Here is a 21,859-nt window from a genome sequence, read left to right on the forward strand (position 1 = left end):
GGTGTGACGGTCGTCCTGCCGGAGCCCCCGGGGATCACCCCCCCCCCGGGGGCTCTCGTGCGCGCGGCACCCACGCAGTCGTCCGTTGCACCGCCGACCCGGCCGGAGAGGCCCATGTTCCTGACCATCACCACCACCGGTACCCCCGAGCACCCCGCGACCGACCTCGGTTTCCTGCTGCACAAGCATCCGGACAAGGCGCAGGCGTTCTCCACCTCCTTCGGCACGGCCCACGTGCTCTACCCGGAGGCGGCGGAGCAGCGCTGCACGGCGGCGCTGCTGCTGGAGGTCGACGCGGTGGCGCTGGTCAGGCGGGGCAAGGGCAAGGGCCGCGGCGGCGCCCCCGACGCGGCCCTCGCGCAGTACGTCAACGACCGTCCGTACGCGGCCTCGTCCCTCCTCGCCGTCGCGCTGAGCAACGTCTTCTCCAGCGCGATGCGCGGCGTGTGCAAGGCCCGTCCCGAGCGTGCCGCCCGGTCGCTGCCGCTGCGCGTCGAGATCCCGGCGCTGCCCGCCCGCGGCGGCCCCGACCTGGTACGGCGCCTGTTCGAGCCGCTCGGCTGGACGGCCGCCGTCGAGGCCGTGCCGCTGGACACCGAGTTCCCCGAGTGGGGCGACTCGCGCTACGTCCGGCTGGTGCTGGAGTCCGAGACCCTCACCCTCTCGAACGCCCTGCGCCACCTGTACGTCCTGCTCCCGGTGCTCGACGACGCCAAGCACTACTGGGTCTCCCCGGACGAGGTCGACAAGCTGATGCGGGCCGGTGAGGGCTGGCTGTCCGGCCACCCGGAGCAGAAGCTGATCACCAGCCGCTATCTGTCCCGCCGCTGGTCCCTGACCCGCGAGGCGATGGACCGGCTGGAGCTGATCCGGCTGGCCGAGACCGACGACAGCGAGGTCGAGGAGATCGACAACGCGGTCGAGGCGGACGCCGAGCAGGAGGCCAGGCCCACCCCGCTCGCCGTGCACCGCCGCGAGGCGATCCTCACCGCCCTGCGCGACCACGCCGCCGCCCGCGTCCTCGACCTCGGCTGCGGCGAGGGGCACCTGGTGCGCGAGCTGCTCAAGGAGCCGCGCTTCACCGAGATCGTCGGCGTGGACGTGTCGGTGCGCGCGCTCACCATCGCCTCCCGGCGGCTCAAACTGGACCGCATGGGCGAGCGGCAGGCCGCGCGCGTCCAGCTCCTGCAGGGCTCGCTCGCCTACACCGACAAGCGGCTGGGGGGCTACGACGCCGCCGTGCTCAGCGAGGTGATCGAGCACCTCGACCTGCCGCGGCTGCCCGCCCTGGAGTACGCCGTCTTCGGCTCGGCCCGCCCCCGCACCGTCGTCGTCACCACCCCCAACGTCGAGTACAACGTGCGCTGGGAGACCCTGCCCGCCGGTCACGTCCGCCACCGCGACCACCGCTTCGAGTGGACCCGCGAGGAGTTCCGTACCTGGGCCCGGGCGGTCGCCGAACGGCACGGCTACGCCGTGGAGTTCCGCCCCGTCGGCCCCGACGACCCCGAGGTGGGCCCGCCCACCCAGCTGGCCCTGTTCACCCTCGGCAGGACCGAGGCCCCGACCGAGAAGGAGGCGAAGGCCGCATGAGCACCACCGACACCACCGTGCGGGCCCGCGCCCTGCCCGTCACCGACCTCTCCCTCGTCGTGCTGATCGGCGCCTCCGGCTCCGGCAAGTCCACCTTCGCCCGGCGCCACTTCAAGCCGACCGAGGTCATCTCCTCCGACTTCTGCCGGGGCCTGGTCGCCGACGACGAGAACGACCAGAGCGCCAGCCGCGACGCCTTCGACGTCCTGCACTACATCGCGGGCAAGCGGCTCGCCGCGGGCCGCCGCACCGTCGTCGACGCGACCAACGTGCAGCAGGACGCCCGGCGCCAGCTGATCGACCTGGCCAGGAAGCACGACGTGCTGCCCATCGCCATCGTCCTCGACGTGCCCGAGCAGGTCTGCGCCGAGCGCAACGCCACCCGCGCCGACCGCGCCGACCTGCCCCGCCGGGTCATCCAGCGCCACACCCGCGAACTCCGCCGCTCCCTGCGCCACCTGGAGCGCGAGGGCTTCCGCAAGGTGCACGTGCTGCGCGGCGCCGAGGAGGCCGAGCACGCCACCGTCGTCACCGAGAAGCGCTTCAACGACCTCACCCACCTCACCGGCCCCTTCGACATCGTCGGCGACATCCACGGCTGCGCCGCCGAACTGGAGGCCCTGCTCGGCAAGCTCGGCTACACCGACGGCGTCCACCCCGAGGGCCGCACCGCCGTCTTCGTCGGCGACCTGGTCGACCGCGGCCCGGACAGCCCCGGCGTGCTGCGCCGTGTGATGTCCATGGTCACGTCGGGCAACGCGCTGTGCGTGCCGGGCAACCACGAGAACAAGTACGGCCGCTTCCTCAAGGGCCGCAAGGTCCAGCACACCCACGGACTCGCCGAGACGATCGAGCAGATGGACGGCGAGAGCGAGGAGTTCCGCGCCGAGGTACGGGAGTTCATCGACGGCCTGGTCAGCCACTACGTCCTCGACGGCGGCAGGCTCGTGGTCTGCCACGCCGGTCTGCCCGAGAAGTACCACGGCCGCACCTCCGGCCGGGTCCGCTCGCACGCCCTGTACGGCGACACCACCGGCGAGACCGACGAGTTCGGCCTGCCGGTGCGCTACCCGTGGGCCGAGGACTACCGGGGCCGCGCGGCGGTGGTCTACGGCCACACCCCCGTCCCGGAGGCCACCTGGCTGAACAACACCATCTGCCTGGACACCGGCGCCGTCTTCGGCGGCAAGCTCACCGCGCTGCGCTGGCCGGAGCGCGAGCTGGTCGACGTACCCGCCGAGCGGGTCTGGTACGAGCCGGCCAGGCCGCTGCGGACCGAGGCGCCCGGCGGACACGACGGCCGCCCGCTGGACCTGGCCGACGTCCAGGGCCGCCGGACGGTGGAGACCCGGCACGCCGGGCGGATCACCGTGCGGGAGGAGAACGGGGCGGCGGCTCTGGAGGTCATGAGCCGCTTCGCCACCGACCCGCGCCTGCTGCCGTACCTCCCGCCGACCATGGCACCGACCGCCACCTCCGGGGTGGACGGATACCTGGAGCACCCGAAGGAGGCCTTCGCGCAGTACGCGGCGGACGGCGTCGCGCGGGTGGTGTGCGAGGAGAAGCACATGGGCTCGCGGGCGGTGGTCCTGGTCTGCCGCGACGCGGTGGCGGCCCGCGCCCGCTTCGGTGTGGAGGGCCCCACCGGCTCCCTCTACACCCGCACCGGCCGCCCCTTCCTCGACGACGCGTCGCTCACCGAGGAGATCCTCGACCGGCTGCGCACGGCGATCGGCGAGGCCGGCCTGTGGGACGAACTGGCCACCGACTGGCTGCTCCTGGACACCGAGCTGATGCCCTGGTCCCTCAAGGCCACCGGCCTGCTGCGCTCCCAGTACGCCGCCGTGGGCGCCGCCTCCCGCGCGGTGTTCCCGGGCGCCCTGGCCGCACTGGAGGGCGCCGCGGCGCGCGGCGTCGAGGTGCGGGACCTGCTCGACCGCCAGCGCGACCGGTCCGCCGACGCGGCCGCCTTCACCGACGCCTACCGCCGCTACTGCTGGCCCACCGACGGCCTGGACGGCGTCCGCCTGGCCCCGTTCCAGATCCTCGCCGTCCAGGGCCGCAGCCTGGCCGCGCTGCCGCACGACGAGCAGCTCGCCCTCATCGACCGGCTCGTCGAACACGACGGCAGCGGCCTGCTGCAGACCACCCGCCGCCTGTACGTCGACACCGGCGACCCCGAGTCGGTGGCGGCCGGGACCGACTGGTGGCTGGAGATGACCGGCCGCGGCGGCGAGGGCATGGTGGTCAAGCCGGTCGGCGCCCTGGTCCGCGACGAGAAGGGCCGTCTGGTCCAGCCCGGCATCAAGTGCCGGGGCCGGGAGTACCTGCGGATCATCTACGGCCCCGAGTACACCCGCCCCGACCACCTCGCCCGGCTCAGGCACCGGTTCCTGAACCACAAGCGGTCCCTGGCGCTCCGCGAGTACGCCCTCGGCCTGGAGGCCCTGGACCGCCTCGCCGACGGCGAGCCGCTGTGGCGCGTGCACGAGGCGGTGTTCGGGGTGCTGGCCCTGGAGTCGGAGCCGGTGGACCCGCGGCTGTGACCCTCACTCGCCTCGTCCCGGTCCCTCGGCACCCCCCTCGGCCGTCGCGTACGGCTGCACGGAGGTGGTGCCGGGGGCCGGTGGTGCGGGGCGGTCGCGTGCCGCCAGGTGGCGGGTCAGCACGAGGAGCGGCTGGGTCAGCAGGGTCGTGGCGAGCGCCATGAACACCAGGACCGTGTAGAGCGGCGCACTGACCAGCCCCGCCTCCAGGCCGGCGTTGAGCGCGATCAGCTCGGTCAGGCCCCGGGCGCTGAGCAGCACCCCGACGGTGCGGGCGTCGTGCCGGTCGAGACCGCCGAGCCGGGCCGCTGCCAGCCCGCTGCCGACCTTCGTGGTGACCGCCAGCACCGTCACCACCAGCAGCACCGTCCAGCCGGTGCCGGTCATGCTGTTCAGGGCCACGGACTGCCCCGAGAGCACGAAGAAGAACGGCAGCAGCAGGGAACTGATCTCGTGCAGCGGCCGCAGCAGATCCGGGTCGAGCGTGCCGTCCTCCTCCCGGGGTGTCACCAGACCGGCGAGCAGCGCCCCGAAGATCACGTGCAGCCCCAGCCAGTGCGTCACCCAGGCCGACCCGAGGGCGAAGCCGATGAGCAGCGCCAGCCGCAGCGACGGCTCCAGGCGCGTCCGCCACAGCAGTGTGCGCAGCACCGGCCGGGCCGCCAGCGCCATCACGGTGACGAAGCCGACGGCGAGCGCCGCACGCCACGGCCAGTCCAGCGCCGCCTCGCCCGCCCCGCTGTCGAGCATCGCGCCCGCCAGCACCGTCCAGCACACCGCGTCGAGCACCCCGGCCGCCGAGACCGCCACCACCCCGGGCACGGTGCGGGTGAGGCCGTTCTCCCGCACGATCGCGGTCAGCACGGGCACCGCCGTTATCGACAGGGCGATCCCCGCGAACACCACCGCGGCGGGCGACAGCTCCCGCCCGCCGCCGAGGTCGCGCAAGGTGTCCCGGAACAGCAGCGCGGCGCCGCACCCCACCGCCATCGGCACCACGAACGCGGCCAGCGCCACGGTCACCGAGACGCGCGCCCGGTCGCCGAGGATCTTCAGGTCCAGCTCGTACCCCACCGCGAACAGGAACACCACCAGGGAGAACTGGGAGAACCCGGTCAGCGCCGGACCGATGGCCGCCGGGAAGAGGGCGTCGTACGCGTCGGGGGCGAGGCTGCCGAGGAGGGAGGGGCCGAGGGCGATGCCCGCCGCCAGCTGTCCCACGATGTAGGGCTGCCCGAGCCGCCGGGCCAGCCCGCCGCCCGCATGCGCGGCGACCAGGATCAGAGCCGATGCGCCCACCAGGTGGGCGATCAACGCGTCAGAACTCAAGGTGTCTCCGCACGCTCCGGTGTCCGATGCCGGCCTCGTCCGGAGTCGGCCGGCACTGCCAACCACCACAGGATGGGCGTGCTCCGGCGTCGCATCGCAGGTCGTACACCGGCCCCGTCCGGAGCACGGGAAGCACGCAGGGCGGTCGTCCGCGTCCGGCGCACCGGCGCCCGCGCCGTGGGGCCTCGCTGCGCCCGAGGGGCGCGCCCCGGTCGGCGCGTAGGGGCCCGGAGCGCACGGGTCCGCGAAAGCGGGGGGTGAACGGGCGCCCGAGTGGTCAGGATGGAGGCATGGGATTCCAAGTCGACTCCGAAGCCGGGCGGCTCACCCGCGTCATCCTGCACCGGCCGGATCTCGAGCTCAAAAGGCTCACCCCCAGCAACAAGGACGCCCTCCTCTTCGACGACGTGCTGTGGGTGCGCCGGGCGCGCGCCGAGCACGACGGGTTCGCCGACGTGCTCCGCGACCGCGGGGTGGCGGTGCACCTCTTCGGCGACCTGCTCACCGAGACCCTGGACGTCCCGGCCGCCCGGCGGCTCGTCCTGGACCGGGTCTTCGACGAGAAGGAGTACGGAGTGCTGGCCACGGACCACCTCCGGGCCGCCTTCGAGACCCTGCCCGCCCACGAGCTGGCCGAGTGGCTGGTCGGCGGCATGACCAAGCGGGAGTTCCTTCAGGCGCACCCGGAGCCGACCTCCGTGCGCTTCCACGCCATGGAGCTGGACGACTTCCTGCTCGGCCCGCTGCCCAACCACCTCTTCACCCGGGACACCTCGGCCTGGATCTACGACGGCGTCTCCATCAACGCCATGCGCTGGCCCGCCCGGCAGCGCGAGACGGTCCACTTCGAGGCGATCTACCGGCACCACCCGCTGTTCCGCGACGAGACCTTCCGCCTCTGGTCCGAGGGGCAGGCCGACTACCCCTCCACCATCGAGGGGGGCGACGTCCTGGTCATCGGCAACGGCGCCGTGCTCATCGGCATGAGCGAGCGCACCACGCCCCAGGCCGTCGAGATGCTCGCCCACAAGCTGTTCGCCGCCGGGTCCGCCCGGACCATCGTGGCCCTCGACATGCCGAAGCGACGCGCCTTCATGCACCTGGACACGGTGATGACGATGGTCGACGGCGACACCTTCACCCAGTACGCCGGGCTCGGCATGCTCCGCTCCTACACGATCGAGCCGGGCGCCGGGGAGAAGGACCTGAAGGTCACCGACCACCCGCCGGAGCACATGCACCGCGCGATGGCCGCCGCCCTCGGCCTCGGCGAGATCCGGGTCCTGACCGCCACCCAGGACGTGCACGCGGCCGAGCGCGAGCAGTGGGACGACGGCTGCAACGTCCTGGCCGTCGAACCGGGCGTCGTCGTCGCCTACGAACGCAACGCCACCACCAACACCCATCTGCGCAAACAGGGCATCGAGGTGATCGAGATCCCGGGCAGCGAACTTGGCCGGGGCAGGGGAGGGCCGCGCTGCATGAGCTGCCCGGTCGAACGCGCTGCCGTATAAGAATTCGGGATCTCGTATATAGTTCCAGAAGTCCCCGTTCCCGTCCCGTACCTCTGGAGCGCCCTCATGGCGACAGTCCCGACCGCCCTCGCCGGCCGCCACTTCCTCAAGGAGCTGGATTTCACCGAGGAGGAGTTCCGCGGCCTGGTCGAGCTGGCCGCCGAGCTGAAGGCCGCCAAGCGGGCCGGGACCGAGACGCGGTACCTCACCGGCAAGAACATCGCGCTGATCTTCGAGAAGACCTCGACGCGCACCCGCTGCGCGTTCGAGGTCGCCGCCGCCGACCAGGGCGCCTCTACCACGTACCTCGACCCGGCCGGCTCCCAGATCGGGCACAAGGAGTCCGTCAAGGACACCGCGCGGGTGCTCGGCCGGATGTTCGACGGCATCGAGTACCGCGGCGACAGCCAGACCAAGGTCGAGGAGCTGGCGGCCTTCGCCAAAGTCCCCGTCTACAACGGTCTGACCGACGACTGGCACCCCACCCAGATGCTCGCCGACGTGCTCACCATGACCGAGCACAGCGACCGCCCCCTGCGGGAGATCGGCTTCGCCTACCTCGGCGACGCCCGCTTCAACATGGGCAACTCCTACCTGGTCACCGGCGCCCTCCTCGGCATGGACGTGCGCATCGTCGCGCCGAAGGCCTACTGGCCCGCCCAGGAGGTCGTCGACCGGGCGCACCGGCTCGCCGAGGCCAGCGGGGCGCGCATCACCCTCACCGAGGACGTGGCCGAGGGGGTGCGCGGCGCCGGGTTCGTCGTCACCGACGTCTGGGTTTCCATGGGCGAGCCCAAGGAGGTCTGGGCCGAGCGGATCAAGGCCCTCGCGCCGTACGCCGTGACCATGGACGTGCTGCGCGCCACCGGCAACCCGGACGTCAAGTTCCTGCACTGCCTGCCCGCCTTCCACGACCTGGGCACCAAGGTCGGCCAGGAGATCTTCGAGGCCCACGGGCTCGACTCCCTGGAGGTCACGGACGAGGTCTTCGAGTCGGAGCACTCGGTCGTCTTCGACGAGGCGGAGAACCGCCTGCACACCATCAAGGCCGTCCTCGTGGCCACGCTGGCCTGAGCAGGGCCGTTATCCTGACCGGCGGCTACGGGCCCACCCCTTCCGGCGCCGCCCGCGCGACCACCCCCGCGCCCCGCACCACCAGAAACGAGCACCACCCGCAATGCCCGCTTCCCGCGTCAAATCCCCCCACCTCCTGGTCGCCGAATCCGGCGCCGACCGCGAAGGCCACGGCCTGAAGCGCACGATGGGGCTGTTCCAGCTCGTCTGCTTCGGCGTCGGCGCGATCGTCGGCACCGGCATCTTCGTCGGCCTGTCCGACTCCGTCGCCGAGGCCGGTCCGGCCGTCGTCGTCTCCTTCGTCCTCGCCGCGATCACCTGCGTGTTCACCGCGTTCGCCTTCGCCGAGCTGGGCGGCGCGATCCCGGTCTCCGGCTCCTCGTACTCCTTCGCCTACGCCGGGCTCGGGGAGCGGACCGCGTTCCTCGTCGGCTGGTGCCTGCTCCTGGAGTACGGCGTGTCGGTCTCCGCGGTCGCGGTCGGCTGGAGCCAGTACGTCAACGAACTGCTCGACAGCGTCCTGGGCGTCCAGCTCCCGCACGCCCTGTCCGCGGGCCCCGGCGACGGCGGCGCCGTCAACCTGCCCGCGGTCATCGTCATCGCCCTGGCCTGCGTCCTGCTGGTGCGCGGGGTGCGGGAGAGCGCCCGCGCCACGGCCGCCATGGCCGTCCTCAAGCTGGCCGTCCTGCTCGCCTTCTGCGCCATCGGCTTCTACGCCTTCCAGGACGGCAACCTCACCCCGTTCTCCCCGGCCGGTCTCGGCGGCATCGGCGCCGGCACCACCGCCGCCTTCTTCTCCTACATCGGCTTCGACGCCATCACCACGGCAGGCGAGGAGGCCAAGAACCCGCGCCGGGACATCCCCGTCGCGATCCTGGTCTGCATCGGCCTGGTCACCCTGCTGTACTGCGCGGTCGCCGTCGCCGCGATCGGCGCCGTCGGCGGCGACCAGGTCGGCGACCGGCCCGCCGCGCTCTCCTACGTCGTCGACGAGGTCACCGGCTCCGCGATCGGCGGCGGCGTGGTCGCCTTCGGCGCGGTCGTCGCCATCGCCTCGGTGGTGCTCGCCGTGATGTACGGCCAGACCCGTATCCTGATGTCGATGTCCCGGGACGGACTGATCCCCCGGGTCTTCGAGAAGGTCTCCCCGCGCACCGCCACCCCCGTCGCCGGCACCCTGATCGTCGGCGTGGTCTTCGCCCTCCCGGCCGCCTTCGCCCCGCTGGACGCGGTGGTCAACCTGTGCACCATCGGCACCCTCGCCACGATGGCCGCCGTCAACATCTCGGTGATCGCCCTGCGCCGCCGCGAACCGGGCCTCGCCCGCACCTTCCGCGTCCCGCTGTACCCGGCGACACCCCTGCTCGGGGTCGGCTTCTGCCTCTACCTGATGTACGAGACGGGCGGCGCCACCTGGCTCCAGTTCGCGGTGTTCCTCGCGGTGGGCCTGCTGGTCTACACCGCCTACGGGCGCCGGCACTCCCGCCTGGCCGGGGCCGGGGGCGCCCCCGTCACTCCGCGGGACGACGCTGAGCGGGTACCGCAGGAGGAAGCCTGAACCAGACCGCCTTGCCCGCCCCGGTGGGCCGGTGACCGCAGGACGAGCTGAGGGCGCGGATCAGGAGCAGGCCGCGCCCGTCCTCGCGCCACGGGTCGGGCGGCTCCACGTCCGGCCGGGTGAGGTCGGCAGGCGGCGACGGGTCCGGGTCATGCACCTCCACCTGGCAGCCGGTCGGCCGCAGCTCCACCACCAGCTCGATCGGCGTCGGGCCGACCGGCGTGTGCTCCACCGCGTTGGCGACCAGCTCGGCCGTGAGCAGCTCCGCGGTGTCGCAGTCGGCCGTGTGCTCCAGCTCGGCCAGGGCGTTGCGCACCAGGGCACGCGCCACCGGCACGGCCGCGGCGGAGTGCGGCAGTGCGATGCGCCAGGAGGCGGGAGCGGGGGAGTGATCGTGCACGGCGGGTCCGTTTCGTGGAGCAGGGGCGTCCTGTCCTGCTTTCAACCTTATGAATGGTACGGCGCCGCCCGGCAGAGCCCTTCGACGGGCGCCCCCGGGACCTTCGGCCCCCGCTCGTCGCGTCTTATCGCGCACCCGTGACGACAGTCACAGATGGGTGATAACTTCGAGTGTCATGAGTCCCTTCACCGGCTCCGCCGCCCCCACCCCCGACTGGCGGCACCTGCGGGTCGAGATCACCGACGGCGTCGCCACCGTCACCCTCGCCCGCCCCGACAAGCTCAACGCGCTCACCTTCGAGGCCTACGCCGACCTGCGCGACCTGCTCGCCGAACTGTCCCGCACGCGGTCCGTACGGGCCCTGGTGCTGGCCGGCGAGGGGCGCGGCTTCTGCTCCGGCGGCGACGTGGACGAGATCATCGGCGCCACCCTGTCCATGGACACCGCCCGGCTGCTCGACTTCAACCGGATGACGGGCCAGGTGGTGCGGGCGGTACGGGAGTGCCCGTTCCCGGTCATCGCCGCGCTGCACGGGGTCGCCGCCGGGGCGGGCGCGGTCCTCGCCCTGGCCGCCGACTTCCGCGTCGCCGACCCGTCCGCCCGCTTCGCCTTCCTCTTCACCCGCGTCGGCCTCTCCGGCGGCGACATGGGCGCCGCCTACCTGCTGCCCCGCGTCGTCGGCCTCGGCCACGCGACCCGCCTCCTGATGCTGGGCGACGCGGTCCGGGCGCCCGAGGCCGAGCGCATCGGCCTGATCAGCGAACTGACCGAGGAGGGCCGCGCCGACGAGGCCGCCCACACCCTGGCCCACCACCTGGCCGACGGACCTGCCCTGGCGTACGCCCAGACCAAGGCCCTCCTCACCGCCGAACTGGACATGCCGCTCGCCGCAGCGGTGGAACTGGACGCCTCGACCCAGGCCCTGCTGATGACCGGCGAGGACTACGCCGAATTCCACGCATCCTTCACGGAGAAGCGCCCCCCGAAGTGGCAAGGGAGGTAGCGGGATGTTTCAGTCCCGGGGAAGTGCAGCCGACCCAGGGGCGCGGGGAACTGCGCGACCAGCCACGACGCACCCGCAGTCGCGCGACAACCCGGACCGCCCCCACCGCGTAGCGATCCTCGGCGGAGGCCCCGGCGGCCTCTACACCGCCGCCCTCCTCAAACGCCTCGCCCCCACCCGCGACATCACCGTCTACGAACGAGCCGCCCCCGACGACACCTTCGGCTTCGGCGTAGTCCTCTCCGACGAAACCCTCGGCGGCATCGAACACGCCGACCCGCTCGTCTACGAGGCCCTCAAAACGCACTTCGTCCGCTGGGACGACATCGACATCGTCCACCGAGGCACCCGCCACACCTCCGGAGGACACCGCTTCGCCGCCCTCGGCCGCCGCCGCCTCCTGGAAATCCTGCACGAGCGCTGCCGCGACCTCGGCGTGGACCTCCGCTTCCGCACCGAGGCACCACCCCCGGACCGGCTCGCGCGGACCCACGACCTCGTCGTCGCCGCCGACGGAGTGCACAGCACCACCCGCGAGGCGTACCGCGACGCCTTCCGGCCGCGCCTCACCCCGCACCGCTGCCGTTACATCTGGCTCGCCGCCGACTTCGCCTTCGACGCGTTCCGCTTCGAGATCGCCGAGACCGAGCACGGCGTGATGCAACTGCACGGCTACCCCTACGCGCCGGACGCGTCCACCGTCATCGTCGAGATGCGCGAGGAGGTCTGGCGAGCGGCCGGTTTCGACGAACTCGACGAGAAGGAGTCCACCGCCCGCTGCGCCAAGATCTTCGCCGACGCGCTCGGCGGCCGGCCGCTGCGCTCCAACAAGTCGGCGTGGATCACCTTCCGCACGGTCGTCAACGAACGCTGGTCGCACGGCAACGTCGTCCTCCTCGGCGACGCCGCCCACACCGCCCACTTCTCCATCGGCTCCGGCACCAAGCTCGCCGTCGAGGACGCCCTCGCGCTCGCCGCCTGCCTGGAGGAGCAGCCCACCCTCCAGGCGGCGCTCGGCGCCTACGAGGAAGAGCGGCGTCCCGTCGTCGCCTCCACCCAGCGGGCGGCCAGGGCCAGCCTGGAATGGTTCGAGGACCTGGACCGGTACCTCGACCAACCGCCCCGCCAGTTCGCCTTCAACCTGCTCACCCGCAGCCGCCGGGTCACCCACGAGAACCTGCGGCTGCGCGACGGGGACTTCACCGGCGCGGTGGAGCGCGAGTTCGGCTGCCCGCCCGGCACGCCCCCGATGTTCACCCCGTTCCGGCTGCGCGGGCTGACCTTGCGCAACCGCGTCGTCGTCTCCCCGATGGACATGTACTCCGCCGCCGACGGCGTCCCCGGCGACTTCCACCTGGTCCACCTCGGCGCCCGGGCCCTGGGCGGCGCAGCCCTGGTGATGACCGAGATGGTGTGCGTCAGCGCGGAGGGCCGCATCACCCCCGGCTGCGCGGGCCTCTACACCGGCCGCCAGGGTGAGGCGTGGCGGCGGATCACCGACTTCGTGCACGACAGCGCGCCCGGCACCGCGATCGGCGTGCAGTTGGGCCACAGCGGCCGCAAGGGCTCGACCCGGCTGATGTGGGAGGGCATGGACGAACCGCTGCCCGACGGCAACTGGCCCCTCGTGGCGCCGTCCCCGCTGCCGTACCGGCCCGGCGGCCAGGTCCCGCGCGAGCTGTCCCGGGCGCAACTGACGGACGTACGCGAGCAGTTCAGGTCCGCCGCCGTCAGGGCCGCCGGGGCCGGGTTCGACCTGCTCGAACTGCACTGCGCCCACGGCTACCTGCTCTCCGGCTTCCTCTCCCCGCTCACCAACCGCCGCACCGACGCCTACGGCGGCTCACCGGAGCGGCGGCTGCGCTTCCCGCTGGAGGTCTTCGACGCCGTACGCGAGGTGTGGCCCAGTGAGCGGCCCATGACCGTACGGATCTCCGCCACCGACTGGGCCGAGGGCGGCACGAGCGCCGAGGAGGCGGTGGAGATCGCCCGTGCCTTCGCCGCGCACGGCGCCGACGCCATCGACGTGTCCACGGGCCAGGTCGTCGCCGGTGAACGGCCGGAGTTCGGGCGGTCGTACCAGACGCCGTACGCGGACCGCATCCGGCACGAGGCGGGCGTCCCGGTGATCGCGGTCGGCGCGATCTCCTCCTGGGACGACGTCAACTCGCTGATCCTGGCCGGACGCACCGACCTGTGCGCCCTCGCCCGCCCCCACCTCTACGACCCGCACTGGACCCTGCACGCCGCCGCCGAGCAGGGGTACGACGGGCCGGGCGCCCGCTGGCCCGCGCCGTACCGGGCGGGCAGCCGCCCACCGCGCACCGGGCGCACCGACGCCCCCAAGCCGAGGCTCACGCTGCACGGTCCGCGTCAGGACGTGTAGCCCCAGGCCGCGCACATCGGCCGCAGTCGCTCGGGGATCTCGTCCCGACCGGGCAGCGCGCGTCCCGGCTGCACGGTGCCGGTGCGGATGTTCTCGCGCCAGTCGCCCAGCCCCCGGACCAGCTCGGCGTCGCTCTTCCGGCCGTAGTTCAGCATGTCCGGCGCGTAGTCGACGTCGAGGTACGCGCACAGCCGGCGCATCTCGCGCCCGGGGTCGTCGGTGATGTCCTCGTAGCGCACGGTGAAGCCGTCGGCGTCCGCCGTCCGGGCCTCCTCGACGGCCGTCAGATAGCGCAGCACGTCCGTGACGGCCGTGCCGAGCGGCCGCCTGACGGGGTCGGTCTCGTGCCAGGAGCGGGCTGTCGACACGGGATGGCGCAGCAGGAAGACGAAGCGCGCGTCGGGCCAGCAGTCCTTGAGGCGCTGGTACATGTACACGTTGGCCGGTGTCTTCTCGACCACGAAGTCCTTGCCGGACCTGGTGAGTTCGCGGTGCAGGACGCGGTCCCACAGCAGGTGCTCCAGGTCGCCGCGGCGCAGGCCGAGGGCGTCCATCGCGCGCTCGGAGAACCAGTTGGCGCAGGTGACCTCCAGCCGGCCGATGTGCAGCTCGTGCGGGGCGTGCAGCCGCGGGTGGGCGCCCAGCATCATGCGCAGCAGGGTGGAGCCGGACCGGATGGACGAGATGATGAAGACGGGCCGTCGCAGCAGCCGTTCGGTCGGCAGCTCCTCGGCCGGCGGACATCGGTACGCGGCCGCCTGCCGCGCCGCGGGCCGCACGGCGGCGGACCTCTTCCCCGGCTTCCCCTTCGGACTCCCCTTCGCCGCCTGGGGTGCTCTGCGTACCTGGAGGCCGGTGGTCACGGTGAGGGCCCGGTTCAAGTTGCGTGCGAGACTCATGCGTCCGCACGGTAGGTGGGAAACCTGAGAAGAGGGTCTGAGGAGCCTGAGGGTTCACTGATCCCGCCGGAGTGTGGCGTGACTCACTTTCCAGTGGGTGTGACCGGTCCCATCGCCGCGAACTGCGCGCCCGCGTCCCGCAGCCGCTCGTGCAGCGCCAGGAAGACGGCCGCCGAGCGCGTGCCGGGCCAGCCGTCGGGCAGCAGCCGGGCGGGCAGCCCGGGGTCCGTGTAGGGCAGGTGGCGCCAGGAGTCCAGGGCGAGGAGGTAGTCGCGGTAGGCCTCCTCGGGCGGCGTGTCCGTGCGGCGCTCCCAGTCGTGCAGCACGCGCGCGTGGCGGTCGAGGAACGCCTCGTGCTCCTTGGCGATCGCGGCCAGGTCCCACCAGCGGGTCACCGCCTCGGCGGTCGGGGCGAAGCCCAGGTGCTCACCGCGGAAGAAGTCCACGTAGGTGTCCAGGCCGAGGCGGCCCAGGGTGTGCCGGGTCTCCGCGTACAGGCGGGCCGGGGCGATCCACACGCCGGGGGCCGCGGTGCCGAAGCCGAGACCGGCCAGGCGCGAGCGCAGGACGTGCCGCTTCTGGCGCTCCGACTCGGGCACGGAGAACACGGCGAGCACCCAGCCCTCGTCGCCGTGGGGTGCGGTGGCGTAGACGCGCCGGTCTCCGTCGTCCAGCAACTGACGGGCCTCGGCGGAGAGTTCGTAACCGGCCGCGCCCTCGGTCGTACGGGCCGGCCGCAGCAGCCCGCGCCGCTTCAGCCGGGACACCGACGAGCGCACGGAGGGCGCGTCCACACCGACGGCCGCCAGCAGCCGGATCAGCTCGGCGACGGGCACCGGGCCCGGCGCGAAACGGCCGTACGCGCCGTAGAGCGTGACGATGAGGGACCTCGGTGCGTGCTGTACGTGCTGGTCGGACACGTTGATCATCTTATGTCTTCGGCGTCAGGCCCGGCCGCCCAGGGGATCCGGACGAGCACCGGGACCGGCGGCGGAGCGCGGTCCGGACGGGTCGAGGAGGCGGTAGCGCTGGAGCTTGCCGGTCGCCGTGCGCGGCAGCGCGTCCAGGAAGACGATCTCCCGCGGGCACTTGTACGGCGCCAGCTCCGACCGCAGGAACGCGCGCAGCGCGTCCGCGTCCCGCACGGCACCCTCCCGCAGCACCGCGTGCGCCACCACGACCTGCCCCCGGCGCGGGTCGGGACGGCCCACCACCGCCGCCTCCACCACGTCCGGATGCCGCAGCAGCGCGTCCTCCACCTCGGGACCGGCGATGTTGTACCCGGCGGAGATGATCATGTCGTCGGCGCGTGCCACGTAACGGAAGTACCCGTCGGGCTCGCGGACGTAGGTGTCCCCGGTGATGTTCCAGCCGTCGCGCACGTACTCCCGCTGGCGCGGATCGGCCAGGTACCGGCAGCCCACCGGCCCGCGCACCGCCAGCAGCCCGGGCTCCCCGTCGGGGACGGGCGCGCCGTTCTCGTCCTGCACGCGCGCGTGCCACCCCGGCACCGGGACGCCCGTCGTACCGGGCCTGATGTCGCCGTCCGCCGCGGACACGAAGATGTGCAGCAGCTCGGTGGCGCCGATGCCGTTGATGATCCGCAGCCCGGTGCGCTCGTGCCAGGCCCGCCAGGTGGCCGCGGGCAGGTTCTCGCCCGCCGAGACGCAGCGGCGGAGGCTGCTCACGTCGTACCCGTCCAGCTCGTCGAGCATCGCGCGGTACGCCGTCGGCGCGGTGAACAGCACCGACACCCGGTGTTCGGCGACGGCCGGCAACAGCTGCCCGGGGCCCGCCTGTTCCAGCAGCAGGGCGCTCGCCCCGGCCCGCATCGGGAAGACCACGAGGCCGCCGAGCCCGAAGGTGAAGCCGAGCGGCGGGCTGCCCGCGAAGAGGTCGTCCGGGCGCGGCCCGAGCACGTGCTCGGAGAAGGTGTCGGCGATCGCCAGCACATCGCGGTGGAAGTGCATGCAGCCCTTGGGCCGCCCGGTGGTGCCGGAGGTGAACGCGATCAGCGCCACGTCGTCCGCGGCGGTGTCGACGGCCCGGTACGGCGTACCGGGCGCCCCGCCGGACGTCGTACGGGGTCCCAGGTCGTCCGGCGAGTCCCCGCCGTACGTGGTGACGGCCAGACCGGCGATCTCCGCCTTGGCGAGGTCGTCGACGGCCCGGACGTCGCACAGGGCGTGCCGCACCCGCGCGATCTCGCAGATCGCCCGCAGTTCGTGCGGACGCTGCTGGGCCAGCACCGTGACCGCCACCGCGCCCGCCTTCAGCACCGCCAGCCAGCAGGCCGCCAGCCACGGGGTGGTGGGGCCGCGCAGCAGCACCCGGTTGCCCGGGACGACACCGAGGTCCCCGGTGAGCACATGGGCGATCCGGTCGACGCGGTCCCGCAGGTCGCCGTACGTCCAGGTCTCCCCGGACGCGGTGCGGAAGACCGGGCGGTCGTCGGGCGGGCCGGTGAGCAGCTCGGCCGCGCAGTTCAGCCGCGCCGGGTAGCGCAGCCCGGGCAGGTCGAAGAGGAGCTCGGGCCACTGCTCGGGGGGCGGCAGGTGGTCGCGCGCGAAGGTGTCGACGTGGGCGGAGCGGTGCGGGTCCGCGCGGCGCGCATCGGCCATGGCGGTTCGCCCCCTTTGTCGTGGTGGGCTCGCGCAACGAGCGTATCGTGTTGGTGACGGCAGTCAACGGGGCGCGATAACCTCGATCGTGGCCCGGCGGCAGTCGGGGGAAGGGATCGGCGATGACCGCATTCTCGCTCGAACCGGCACAACTCACCTGGTGCGACGAGCTGCGCGCCCTCGCCGCCGAACGGCTGCGCCCGCTCGCGGAGAAGGGCGAACCGGGCCGCGTCAACCGCGCCCTGGTCGCCGAACTGGGCGCCCTCGGCCTGCTGCCCCGCCTGTTCACCTCGGGCGCGCTCGACCTGTGCCTGATGCGCGAGTCCCTCGCCCACGCCTGCACGGAGGCCGAGACCGCCCTCGCCCTCCAGGGCCTGGGCGCCCACCCCGTGCACGCCCACGGCACCGAGGCCCAGCGCGCCCGCTGGCTCCCCCGCGTGAGCGAAGGCACCGCGGTGGCCGCCTTCGCCCTCAGCGAGCCCGACGCGGGCTCGGACGCGGCGGCACTCTCCCTGCGGGCGGAACCGGAGGCCGGAGCGGCCCCGGACGCCGGGCGGACCGACCTCCGCGACGACGGGCGGAACGGTGCCCAGCGGTCCGGCGCCCGTGACACCGCGCGGCCGGCCGACGGCCGGGCCGCAGCCGACGACGGCCTACGACCCGCCGCCGCGCGGCCCGGGGACCGCGGCCGCGAGCGCGCCTCCGCCGGGGAGGCCGGGGCCCGGGACGCCGGGTGGTCCAACGCCCGCCAGTCCCACCGCCCGGACGGCGCGGCACCGGACGCCGGAGCTGCCGCCGCCCGCCACGGCGGGCCGTCCGCCGGAGCTGCCGGGGCGCGCGACGCCGGGCGAGGTGCCGGGGGCGGGGCCTCCGCACCGGAAGCGGGCCGCGCCGACGCGGGGCGGGCCGCGGCGGTCCCCGCAGCCCTGGCCGCCGACGCCGACGGGCCCTCCGCCTGGCGGCTGACCGGCGAGAAGTGCTGGATCTCCAACGCCCCCGAGGCCGACTTCTACACCGTCTTCGCCCGCACCACCCCCGGCGCCGGAGCCCGGGGCGTCACCGCCTTCCTCGTGCCCGCCGACCGCCCCGGCCTCAGCGGCACCCCGCTCGACATGCTCTCGCCGCACCCCATCGGCGCCCTCGCCCTCGACGCCGTGCCCGTCACCGCGGACGACGTGCTCGGCGAACCGGACCGCGGTTTCCGCGTCGCCATGGACACCCTCAACCTGTTCCGCCCCAGCGTCGGCGCCTTCGCCGTCGGCATGGCACAGGCCGCCCTGGACGCGACCCTCGCGCACACCACCGCCCGCGACGCCTTCGGCGGCAAGCTGCGCGACCTCCAGGCCGTCTCCCACCAGGTCGCCGAGATGGCCCTGCGCACCGAGGCGGCCCGGCTGATGGTGTACGCGGCGGCGACGGCGTACGACGCGGGCGCGCCGGACGTCCCCCGGCGCGCCGCCATGGCGAAACTCCTCGCCACCGAGACCGCCCAGTACGTCGTCGACAAGGCCGTCCAACTGCACGGCGCCCGCGCCCTGCGCCGCGGCCACCTCCTCGAACACCTCTACCGCGAGGTGCGCGCCCCGCGCATCTACGAGGGCGCGAGCGAGGTGCAGCGCGGCATCATCGCCAAGGAGCTGTACCGCACGCCGGACGCGACGACGAAGGAGGCCGGAGCATGACCGCCGAACGGGTCAACCCGCCCGAACTCTCCCCGCCCACCGGTTTCTCCCACGCCGTCGTCGCCACCGGCACCCGCGTCGTGTTCCTGGCCGGGCAGACCGCCCTCGACCCCGGCGGCAAGGTCACCGGCGACACCCTCCCCGCCCAGTTCGAGCAGGCCCTCACCAACCTCCTCACCGCCCTGCGCGCGGCCGGGGGCACGCCCGCCGACCTCGCCCGCGTCACCGTCTACGCCACCGACGTCGCCGCCTACCGCGCCCACGCCGCCGAACTCGGCCGCACCTGGCGCGAGCTGGCCGGCCGCGACTACCCGGCGATGGCGGTCGTGGAGGTCGTACGGCTCTGGGACGAAAGGGCGTTGGTGGAACTGGACGGGTTCGCCGTACTGCCGTAAGCCGCCCGCGGCCCCTACCATTCCGGCATGCCGGACATCGAACTGAGCGCGGGAACCATCGAGTACGAGGACACCGGCGGCGACGGCCCGGTCGTCGTCCTCCTCCACGGCCTCGTCCACGACTCCACCGTCTGGCGCGGGGTCCTCGCCGACCTCCGCACCGACCACCGGGTGATCGCGCCGACCCTGCCCTACGGCGCCCACCGCCGCCCGATGCGCCGGCCACCCACCCCCGACCTGGTCAACGAGCTGATCGCCGAGTTCCTCGACCGCCTCGACCTGACCGACGTCACCCTCGTCGAGAACGACTGCGGACGGGCCCAGACGGTGGCCGCCCGGCACCCGGAGCGGCTCGCGCGGCTCGCGCTCGTCGCGTGCGAGGCGTTCGACAACTACCCGCCGGGTCTGCCCGGGAAGCTGATCGGCATCGCCTGCCGGGCCCCCGGCGGCGTGTCCCTGCTGGTGCGCACCCTCGGCCTCAAGCCGCTGCGCCGCCTCCCGGTCGGCATCGGCGCCCTCACCAAGCGGCCCGTGCCGGACGCGGTCGTCGACGGCTGGCTGCGCCCGCTGCGCACCGACCCGGCGATCCGGCGCGACTTCCGCCACTACGGCACGCACGTCCGCCGCGACGAACTGCTCGAAGCCGCCCAGGGCCTGCGGAGGTTCGACCGGCCCGCCCTCGTCGTCTGGGCCACCGAGGACCTGATGATGCCCCGCGCCCACGGCCGACGCCTGGCCGAACTCCTCCCGCGGGGGCGGCTGGTGGAGGTCGAGGACACCCGGACGCTGATCCCCGAGGACCAGCCGGAGCTGCTCGCCTCCCTGCTGCGGGAGTTCGTCGCCGAGAAGAACTGAGTCGGTACCGGACGGTTTCAGGCGGCCATCACCAGACTCCCGGCGGGCACCCGGCACGGGGCGACCACACGGCCGTCGGGGAGCAGCTCGCCGGTGTCGTCGAAGACGATCGTGCCGTCGCACAGCAGGTTCCACCCCTGCTCCGGGTGGGCGGCGACGACGTGCGCGGTGGCGAGGCGCGCGGTGACGACGCGCGCCTCGGGGGAGTCGGCCGCGGGGCAGGAAGACCGGTGGGTACACATGGCGCACCTCCACGTCGGGAGACCGTCCCGTCCTCGGGACCGTCGCATGTACAGACGGTGCGCCCGCCGGGAAGTCGTCGCCAAGACCCGGGCGGCAGACGTGACAACACCCGGACAAGCCGGCGACGGTTCCACGACGGCCGACGCGGACTCGCCACCGAAGGGGTGACGGTCACTGCCGTCGGCCCCTCCGCCCGGTACCAGTGGAACCCCTCATTCCGAACTACCGGGAGGTTCCCATGCCCGTACGGTCCGCCGCACTCGCCACGGCCGCCGGCGCCGCCCTGCTCCTGCTCGCCGCGCCCGTCGCCACGGCCGCGCCCCACGACGCCCGCCTCGTCGCGGAGTCGGTGACCGTCGACCCGACCGGCCGCATCGCCGCCGACGGCAGCATCACCCTCTCCGGCACCTACCGCTGCACGGGTGGCACCGGCCCGGTCTTCGTCAGCTCCACCGTGAGCCAGAGCGACCCGTCCGTCCGGTACGGCGTCGGCGGCACCCGCGCGGTCTGCGACGGCCTGGAGCACCGCTGGGTCAACACCGGCACCCCCGACACGGTCGTCCTCAAGCCCGGCGCGGCCCACGTCGAGGCCACCCTGATGGAGCTGCGCCCCATGGGCATCGTGCCGCTCCCGAGCTTCCACGCCCGGCAGGGACAGGACGTGACACTGGCGGCGGGCTGACCTCGGGCGATGAATTCCGCATTCCCTTTTCCGCGCGCATCCTCCGAAGGGAATGGAAACCTGATTCGCCTGATTCGGCCGCCCTGTTCCGCTCCGGGTCAGGTGCGTTTCCCGGGGCCCGTGCCGGGCCTCGGTGGACGCACGGGATTCTGCCGCTGCTGCGGAAGCGACACCGGATCAGTAGTCGTATTGCCCGACGGGTCGTCACCCGGAGTGACCGCGGCGCGTTGCCGGTGGCGCGGCACCGCGCGCCGGGGCGGACGGGTGAGTGTGATCTGCCTGACGACCTGCTGGAAGCAGACCAGCGAGGCCAGGCCGGGCAGGGCGGCCGCCGCGGCGTCGCTGACGGTTCTGGGCGCCTGCGCGACGCACAGCAGCATCGCGATGGCCGAGAACAGCAGGACGACGGCCCAGGAGTGCACGGCGCGGCGCTGGTGCAGCGCCGACCGCAGCACCGCCAGCGACGCCACCAGCCAGGGCCCGTAGACCAGCAGCGGCCACCAGGACACGACGCTGCCGCGGGTGCGGGTCACGGCGGCCAGGCGCAACGGTTCGTAGGCCACCATGCCGCCGAACAGGCTCACCGAGGCCGCGATGACCGCGGCGAGCGCGGCGACGAACAGGCTCGCGGCGCGCAGCCGGCTCACCTTTCTCCCTCTGCGGACCCTGCGATGACTCGTCGGGGACTCCCTCAACGGGGGCAGCTCGGCCGTGATCTCCTGCAGATTGCTCAGCGGTGTGCCCGCGGCGGGTGCGAGTGCCGAGGCGTCCGTCGCGGAAGGGGGGCCGGTCCGGGTCTCCATCGCGTCCTGGAGCAGGAACGCGAGTTCCTCGGCGGGGTCCCAGCCGGGTTCGGGCGGTACCAGGGTCTCCGGGAAGGCCGCCTCGGACGCCCGGTGCCGGCCGGTGCCCGTGGTGCGGAACGGCCCTTCGCCGTACGGCATGTTCGGGTGCGTGTGTTCGTCGTACACGAGGTGCCGGTCACTCCGCCCGGGTGTACGTCAAGGAGCCCTGCGCACGGCCCCACCGCTCGGCGAGGCCGGTCTCCAACTCGGTCATGACGTCCAGGAAGCGCTGCA

Annotated in this window: 18 protein-coding genes and 1 pseudogene; 12 read left to right on the top strand and 7 right to left on the bottom strand. The window is 73.5% G+C overall.

The features are described from left to right. Window positions 1–114 precede the first annotated feature (114 nt). Together ACGH52_RS29445 and ACGH52_RS29450 are read left to right on the top strand one after the other, a co-directional pair. Window positions 115–1,593: a 3' terminal RNA ribose 2'-O-methyltransferase Hen1 gene (locus ACGH52_RS29445; RefSeq protein ID WP_399943652.1), complete on the top strand. Its 1,479-nt coding sequence runs from the start codon at window positions 115–117 to the stop codon at window positions 1,591–1,593. Then, window positions 1,590–4,139 (top strand): polynucleotide kinase-phosphatase, encoded by a 2,550-nt coding sequence (locus ACGH52_RS29450; RefSeq protein WP_399943655.1) that lies wholly within the window; start codon window positions 1,590–1,592, stop codon window positions 4,137–4,139. Before ACGH52_RS29445 ends, ACGH52_RS29450 begins: the two co-directional genes overlap by 4 nt. A gap of 3 nt (window positions 4,140–4,142) precedes the next feature. On the opposite strand, the gene ACGH52_RS29455 is transcribed toward ACGH52_RS29450, so the two are convergent. Beyond that, complete coding sequence (locus ACGH52_RS29455; RefSeq protein ID WP_399943658.1) at window positions 4,143–5,468, bottom strand: cation:proton antiporter; 1,326 nt, start codon at window positions 5,466–5,468, stop codon at window positions 4,143–4,145. A gap of 290 nt (window positions 5,469–5,758) precedes the next feature. Between ACGH52_RS29455 and ACGH52_RS29460 the strand changes: the two genes are divergently transcribed. The 3 genes from ACGH52_RS29460 to ACGH52_RS29470 all read left to right on the top strand — a co-directional run bounded on the left by ACGH52_RS29460 (window position 5,759) and on the right by ACGH52_RS29470 (window position 9,614). Beyond that, window positions 5,759–6,982, top strand: coding sequence for an arginine deiminase (locus ACGH52_RS29460; protein ID WP_076976764.1), 1,224 nt, complete (start codon window positions 5,759–5,761; stop codon window positions 6,980–6,982). A 66-nt stretch (window positions 6,983–7,048) separates the two neighbouring features. After that, window positions 7,049–8,056 carry an ornithine carbamoyltransferase gene (argF, locus tag ACGH52_RS29465; protein WP_399943662.1) on the top strand — a complete coding sequence of 336 codons (1,008 nt, stop codon included), beginning with the start codon at window positions 7,049–7,051 and terminating at the stop codon, window positions 8,054–8,056. A gap of 103 nt (window positions 8,057–8,159) precedes the next feature. Then, the gene (locus tag ACGH52_RS29470) at window positions 8,160–9,614 is read left to right on the top strand and encodes an amino acid permease (RefSeq protein WP_399943665.1); all 1,455 of its coding nucleotides are present in this window, start codon (window positions 8,160–8,162) and stop codon (window positions 9,612–9,614) included. Here ACGH52_RS29470 and ACGH52_RS29475 read toward each other — a convergent pair. Further along, a complete protein-coding gene (locus ACGH52_RS29475) occupies window positions 9,568–10,014 on the bottom strand; it encodes an ATP-binding protein (protein WP_399943668.1) in 447 nt (148 codons plus the stop codon). The two genes, ACGH52_RS29470 and ACGH52_RS29475, sit on opposite strands and share 47 nt — an antisense overlap. Window positions 10,015–10,189: 175 nt before the next feature. On the opposite strand from ACGH52_RS29475, the gene ACGH52_RS29480 reads away from it, so the two are divergent. Both ACGH52_RS29480 and ACGH52_RS29485 read left to right on the top strand, forming a co-directional pair. After that, on the top strand, window positions 10,190–11,017 hold the full coding sequence (locus tag ACGH52_RS29480) for an enoyl-CoA hydratase family protein (protein ID WP_121702444.1): 828 nt from the start codon (window positions 10,190–10,192) through the stop codon (window positions 11,015–11,017). A 4-nt stretch (window positions 11,018–11,021) separates the two neighbouring features. Continuing rightward, window positions 11,022–13,403, top strand: coding sequence for a bifunctional salicylyl-CoA 5-hydroxylase/oxidoreductase (locus tag ACGH52_RS29485; protein WP_399943672.1), 2,382 nt, complete (start codon window positions 11,022–11,024; stop codon window positions 13,401–13,403). On the opposite strand, the gene ACGH52_RS29490 is transcribed toward ACGH52_RS29485, so the two are convergent. From ACGH52_RS29490 to ACGH52_RS29500, 3 genes are all read right to left on the bottom strand, one after another. Then, window positions 13,391–14,302: a sulfotransferase gene (locus ACGH52_RS29490; protein WP_121702446.1), complete on the bottom strand. Its 912-nt coding sequence runs from the start codon at window positions 14,300–14,302 to the stop codon at window positions 13,391–13,393. The two genes, ACGH52_RS29485 and ACGH52_RS29490, sit on opposite strands and share 13 nt — an antisense overlap. A gap of 83 nt (window positions 14,303–14,385) precedes the next feature. Continuing rightward, window positions 14,386–15,231: a PaaX family transcriptional regulator C-terminal domain-containing protein gene (locus tag ACGH52_RS29495; RefSeq protein WP_399943675.1), complete on the bottom strand. Its 846-nt coding sequence runs from the start codon at window positions 15,229–15,231 to the stop codon at window positions 14,386–14,388. A 15-nt stretch (window positions 15,232–15,246) separates the two neighbouring features. Next, window positions 15,247–16,923: an AMP-binding protein gene (locus ACGH52_RS29500; protein ID WP_399943678.1), complete on the bottom strand. Its 1,677-nt coding sequence runs from the start codon at window positions 16,921–16,923 to the stop codon at window positions 15,247–15,249. A 122-nt stretch (window positions 16,924–17,045) separates the two neighbouring features. On the opposite strand from ACGH52_RS29500, the pseudogene ACGH52_RS29505 reads away from it, so the two are divergent. The 4 genes and pseudogenes from ACGH52_RS29505 to ACGH52_RS29520 form a co-directional block, all read left to right on the top strand. Continuing rightward, window positions 17,046–17,360, top strand: a pseudogene (locus ACGH52_RS29505) (acyl-CoA dehydrogenase family protein); the annotation flags it as partial. 18 nt (window positions 17,361–17,378) lie between these two features. Further along, on the top strand, window positions 17,379–18,605 hold the full coding sequence (locus tag ACGH52_RS29510; RefSeq protein ID WP_399946908.1) for an acyl-CoA dehydrogenase family protein: 1,227 nt from the start codon (window positions 17,379–17,381) through the stop codon (window positions 18,603–18,605). Then, window positions 18,602–19,000, top strand: a complete 399-nt coding sequence (locus ACGH52_RS29515) for a RidA family protein (protein ID WP_121702449.1) — start codon at window positions 18,602–18,604, stop codon at window positions 18,998–19,000. Before ACGH52_RS29510 ends, ACGH52_RS29515 begins: the two co-directional genes overlap by 4 nt. A gap of 27 nt (window positions 19,001–19,027) precedes the next feature. After that, window positions 19,028–19,855: an alpha/beta fold hydrolase gene (locus tag ACGH52_RS29520; RefSeq protein ID WP_076976783.1), complete on the top strand. Its 828-nt coding sequence runs from the start codon at window positions 19,028–19,030 to the stop codon at window positions 19,853–19,855. A 17-nt stretch (window positions 19,856–19,872) separates the two neighbouring features. Here the strand turns inward: ACGH52_RS29520 and ACGH52_RS29525 are convergent, their stop codons facing one another. Beyond that, a complete protein-coding gene (locus tag ACGH52_RS29525; protein ID WP_076976784.1) occupies window positions 19,873–20,097 on the bottom strand; it encodes a DUF5999 family protein in 225 nt (74 codons plus the stop codon). 239 nt (window positions 20,098–20,336) lie between these two features. Between ACGH52_RS29525 and ACGH52_RS29530 the strand changes: the two genes are divergently transcribed. After that, complete coding sequence (locus tag ACGH52_RS29530; RefSeq protein ID WP_076976785.1) at window positions 20,337–20,780, top strand: DUF6299 family protein; 444 nt, start codon at window positions 20,337–20,339, stop codon at window positions 20,778–20,780. Window positions 20,781–20,878: 98 nt separating this feature from the next. Here the strand turns inward: ACGH52_RS29530 and ACGH52_RS29535 are convergent, their stop codons facing one another. After that, the gene (locus ACGH52_RS29535; RefSeq protein WP_121702451.1) at window positions 20,879–21,724 is read right to left on the bottom strand and encodes a hypothetical protein; all 846 of its coding nucleotides are present in this window, start codon (window positions 21,722–21,724) and stop codon (window positions 20,879–20,881) included. Between the last annotated feature and the right edge of the window lie 135 nt (window positions 21,725–21,859).

It is taken from the genome of Streptomyces sp. BBFR25 (assembly GCF_044590125.1).
Taxonomy (GTDB): Bacteria; Actinomycetota; Actinomycetes; order Streptomycetales; family Streptomycetaceae; genus Streptomyces; species Streptomyces canus_D.

What these genes read in the sequence shown, in the direction of transcription:
- ACGH52_RS29445 (WP_399943652.1), top strand. Translation starts at nt 115, where the DNA reads ATGTTCCTGACCATCACCACCACCGGTACCCCCGAGCACCCCGCGACC.
- ACGH52_RS29450 (WP_399943655.1), top strand. Translation starts at nt 1,590, where the DNA reads ATGAGCACCACCGACACCACCGTGCGGGCCCGCGCCCTGCCCGTCACC.
- ACGH52_RS29460 (WP_076976764.1), top strand. Translation starts at nt 5,759, where the DNA reads ATGGGATTCCAAGTCGACTCCGAAGCCGGGCGGCTCACCCGCGTCATC.
- argF (WP_399943662.1), top strand. Translation starts at nt 7,049, where the DNA reads ATGGCGACAGTCCCGACCGCCCTCGCCGGCCGCCACTTCCTCAAGGAG.
- ACGH52_RS29470 (WP_399943665.1), top strand. Translation starts at nt 8,160, where the DNA reads ATGCCCGCTTCCCGCGTCAAATCCCCCCACCTCCTGGTCGCCGAATCC.
- ACGH52_RS29480 (WP_121702444.1), top strand. Translation starts at nt 10,190, where the DNA reads ATGAGTCCCTTCACCGGCTCCGCCGCCCCCACCCCCGACTGGCGGCAC.
- ACGH52_RS29485 (WP_399943672.1), top strand. Translation starts at nt 11,022, where the DNA reads ATGTTTCAGTCCCGGGGAAGTGCAGCCGACCCAGGGGCGCGGGGAACT.
- ACGH52_RS29490 (WP_121702446.1), bottom strand. Translation starts at nt 14,302, where the DNA reads ATGAGTCTCGCACGCAACTTGAACCGGGCCCTCACCGTGACCACCGGC.
- ACGH52_RS29495 (WP_399943675.1), bottom strand. Translation starts at nt 15,231, where the DNA reads ATGATCAACGTGTCCGACCAGCACGTACAGCACGCACCGAGGTCCCTC.
- ACGH52_RS29500 (WP_399943678.1), bottom strand. Translation starts at nt 16,923, where the DNA reads ATGGCCGATGCGCGCCGCGCGGACCCGCACCGCTCCGCCCACGTCGAC.
- ACGH52_RS29515 (WP_121702449.1), top strand. Translation starts at nt 18,602, where the DNA reads ATGACCGCCGAACGGGTCAACCCGCCCGAACTCTCCCCGCCCACCGGT.
- ACGH52_RS29520 (WP_076976783.1), top strand. Translation starts at nt 19,028, where the DNA reads ATGCCGGACATCGAACTGAGCGCGGGAACCATCGAGTACGAGGACACC.
- ACGH52_RS29525 (WP_076976784.1), bottom strand. Translation starts at nt 20,097, where the DNA reads ATGTGTACCCACCGGTCTTCCTGCCCCGCGGCCGACTCCCCCGAGGCG.
- ACGH52_RS29530 (WP_076976785.1), top strand. Translation starts at nt 20,337, where the DNA reads ATGCCCGTACGGTCCGCCGCACTCGCCACGGCCGCCGGCGCCGCCCTG.
- ACGH52_RS29535 (WP_121702451.1), bottom strand. Translation starts at nt 21,724, where the DNA reads ATGCCGTACGGCGAAGGGCCGTTCCGCACCACGGGCACCGGCCGGCAC.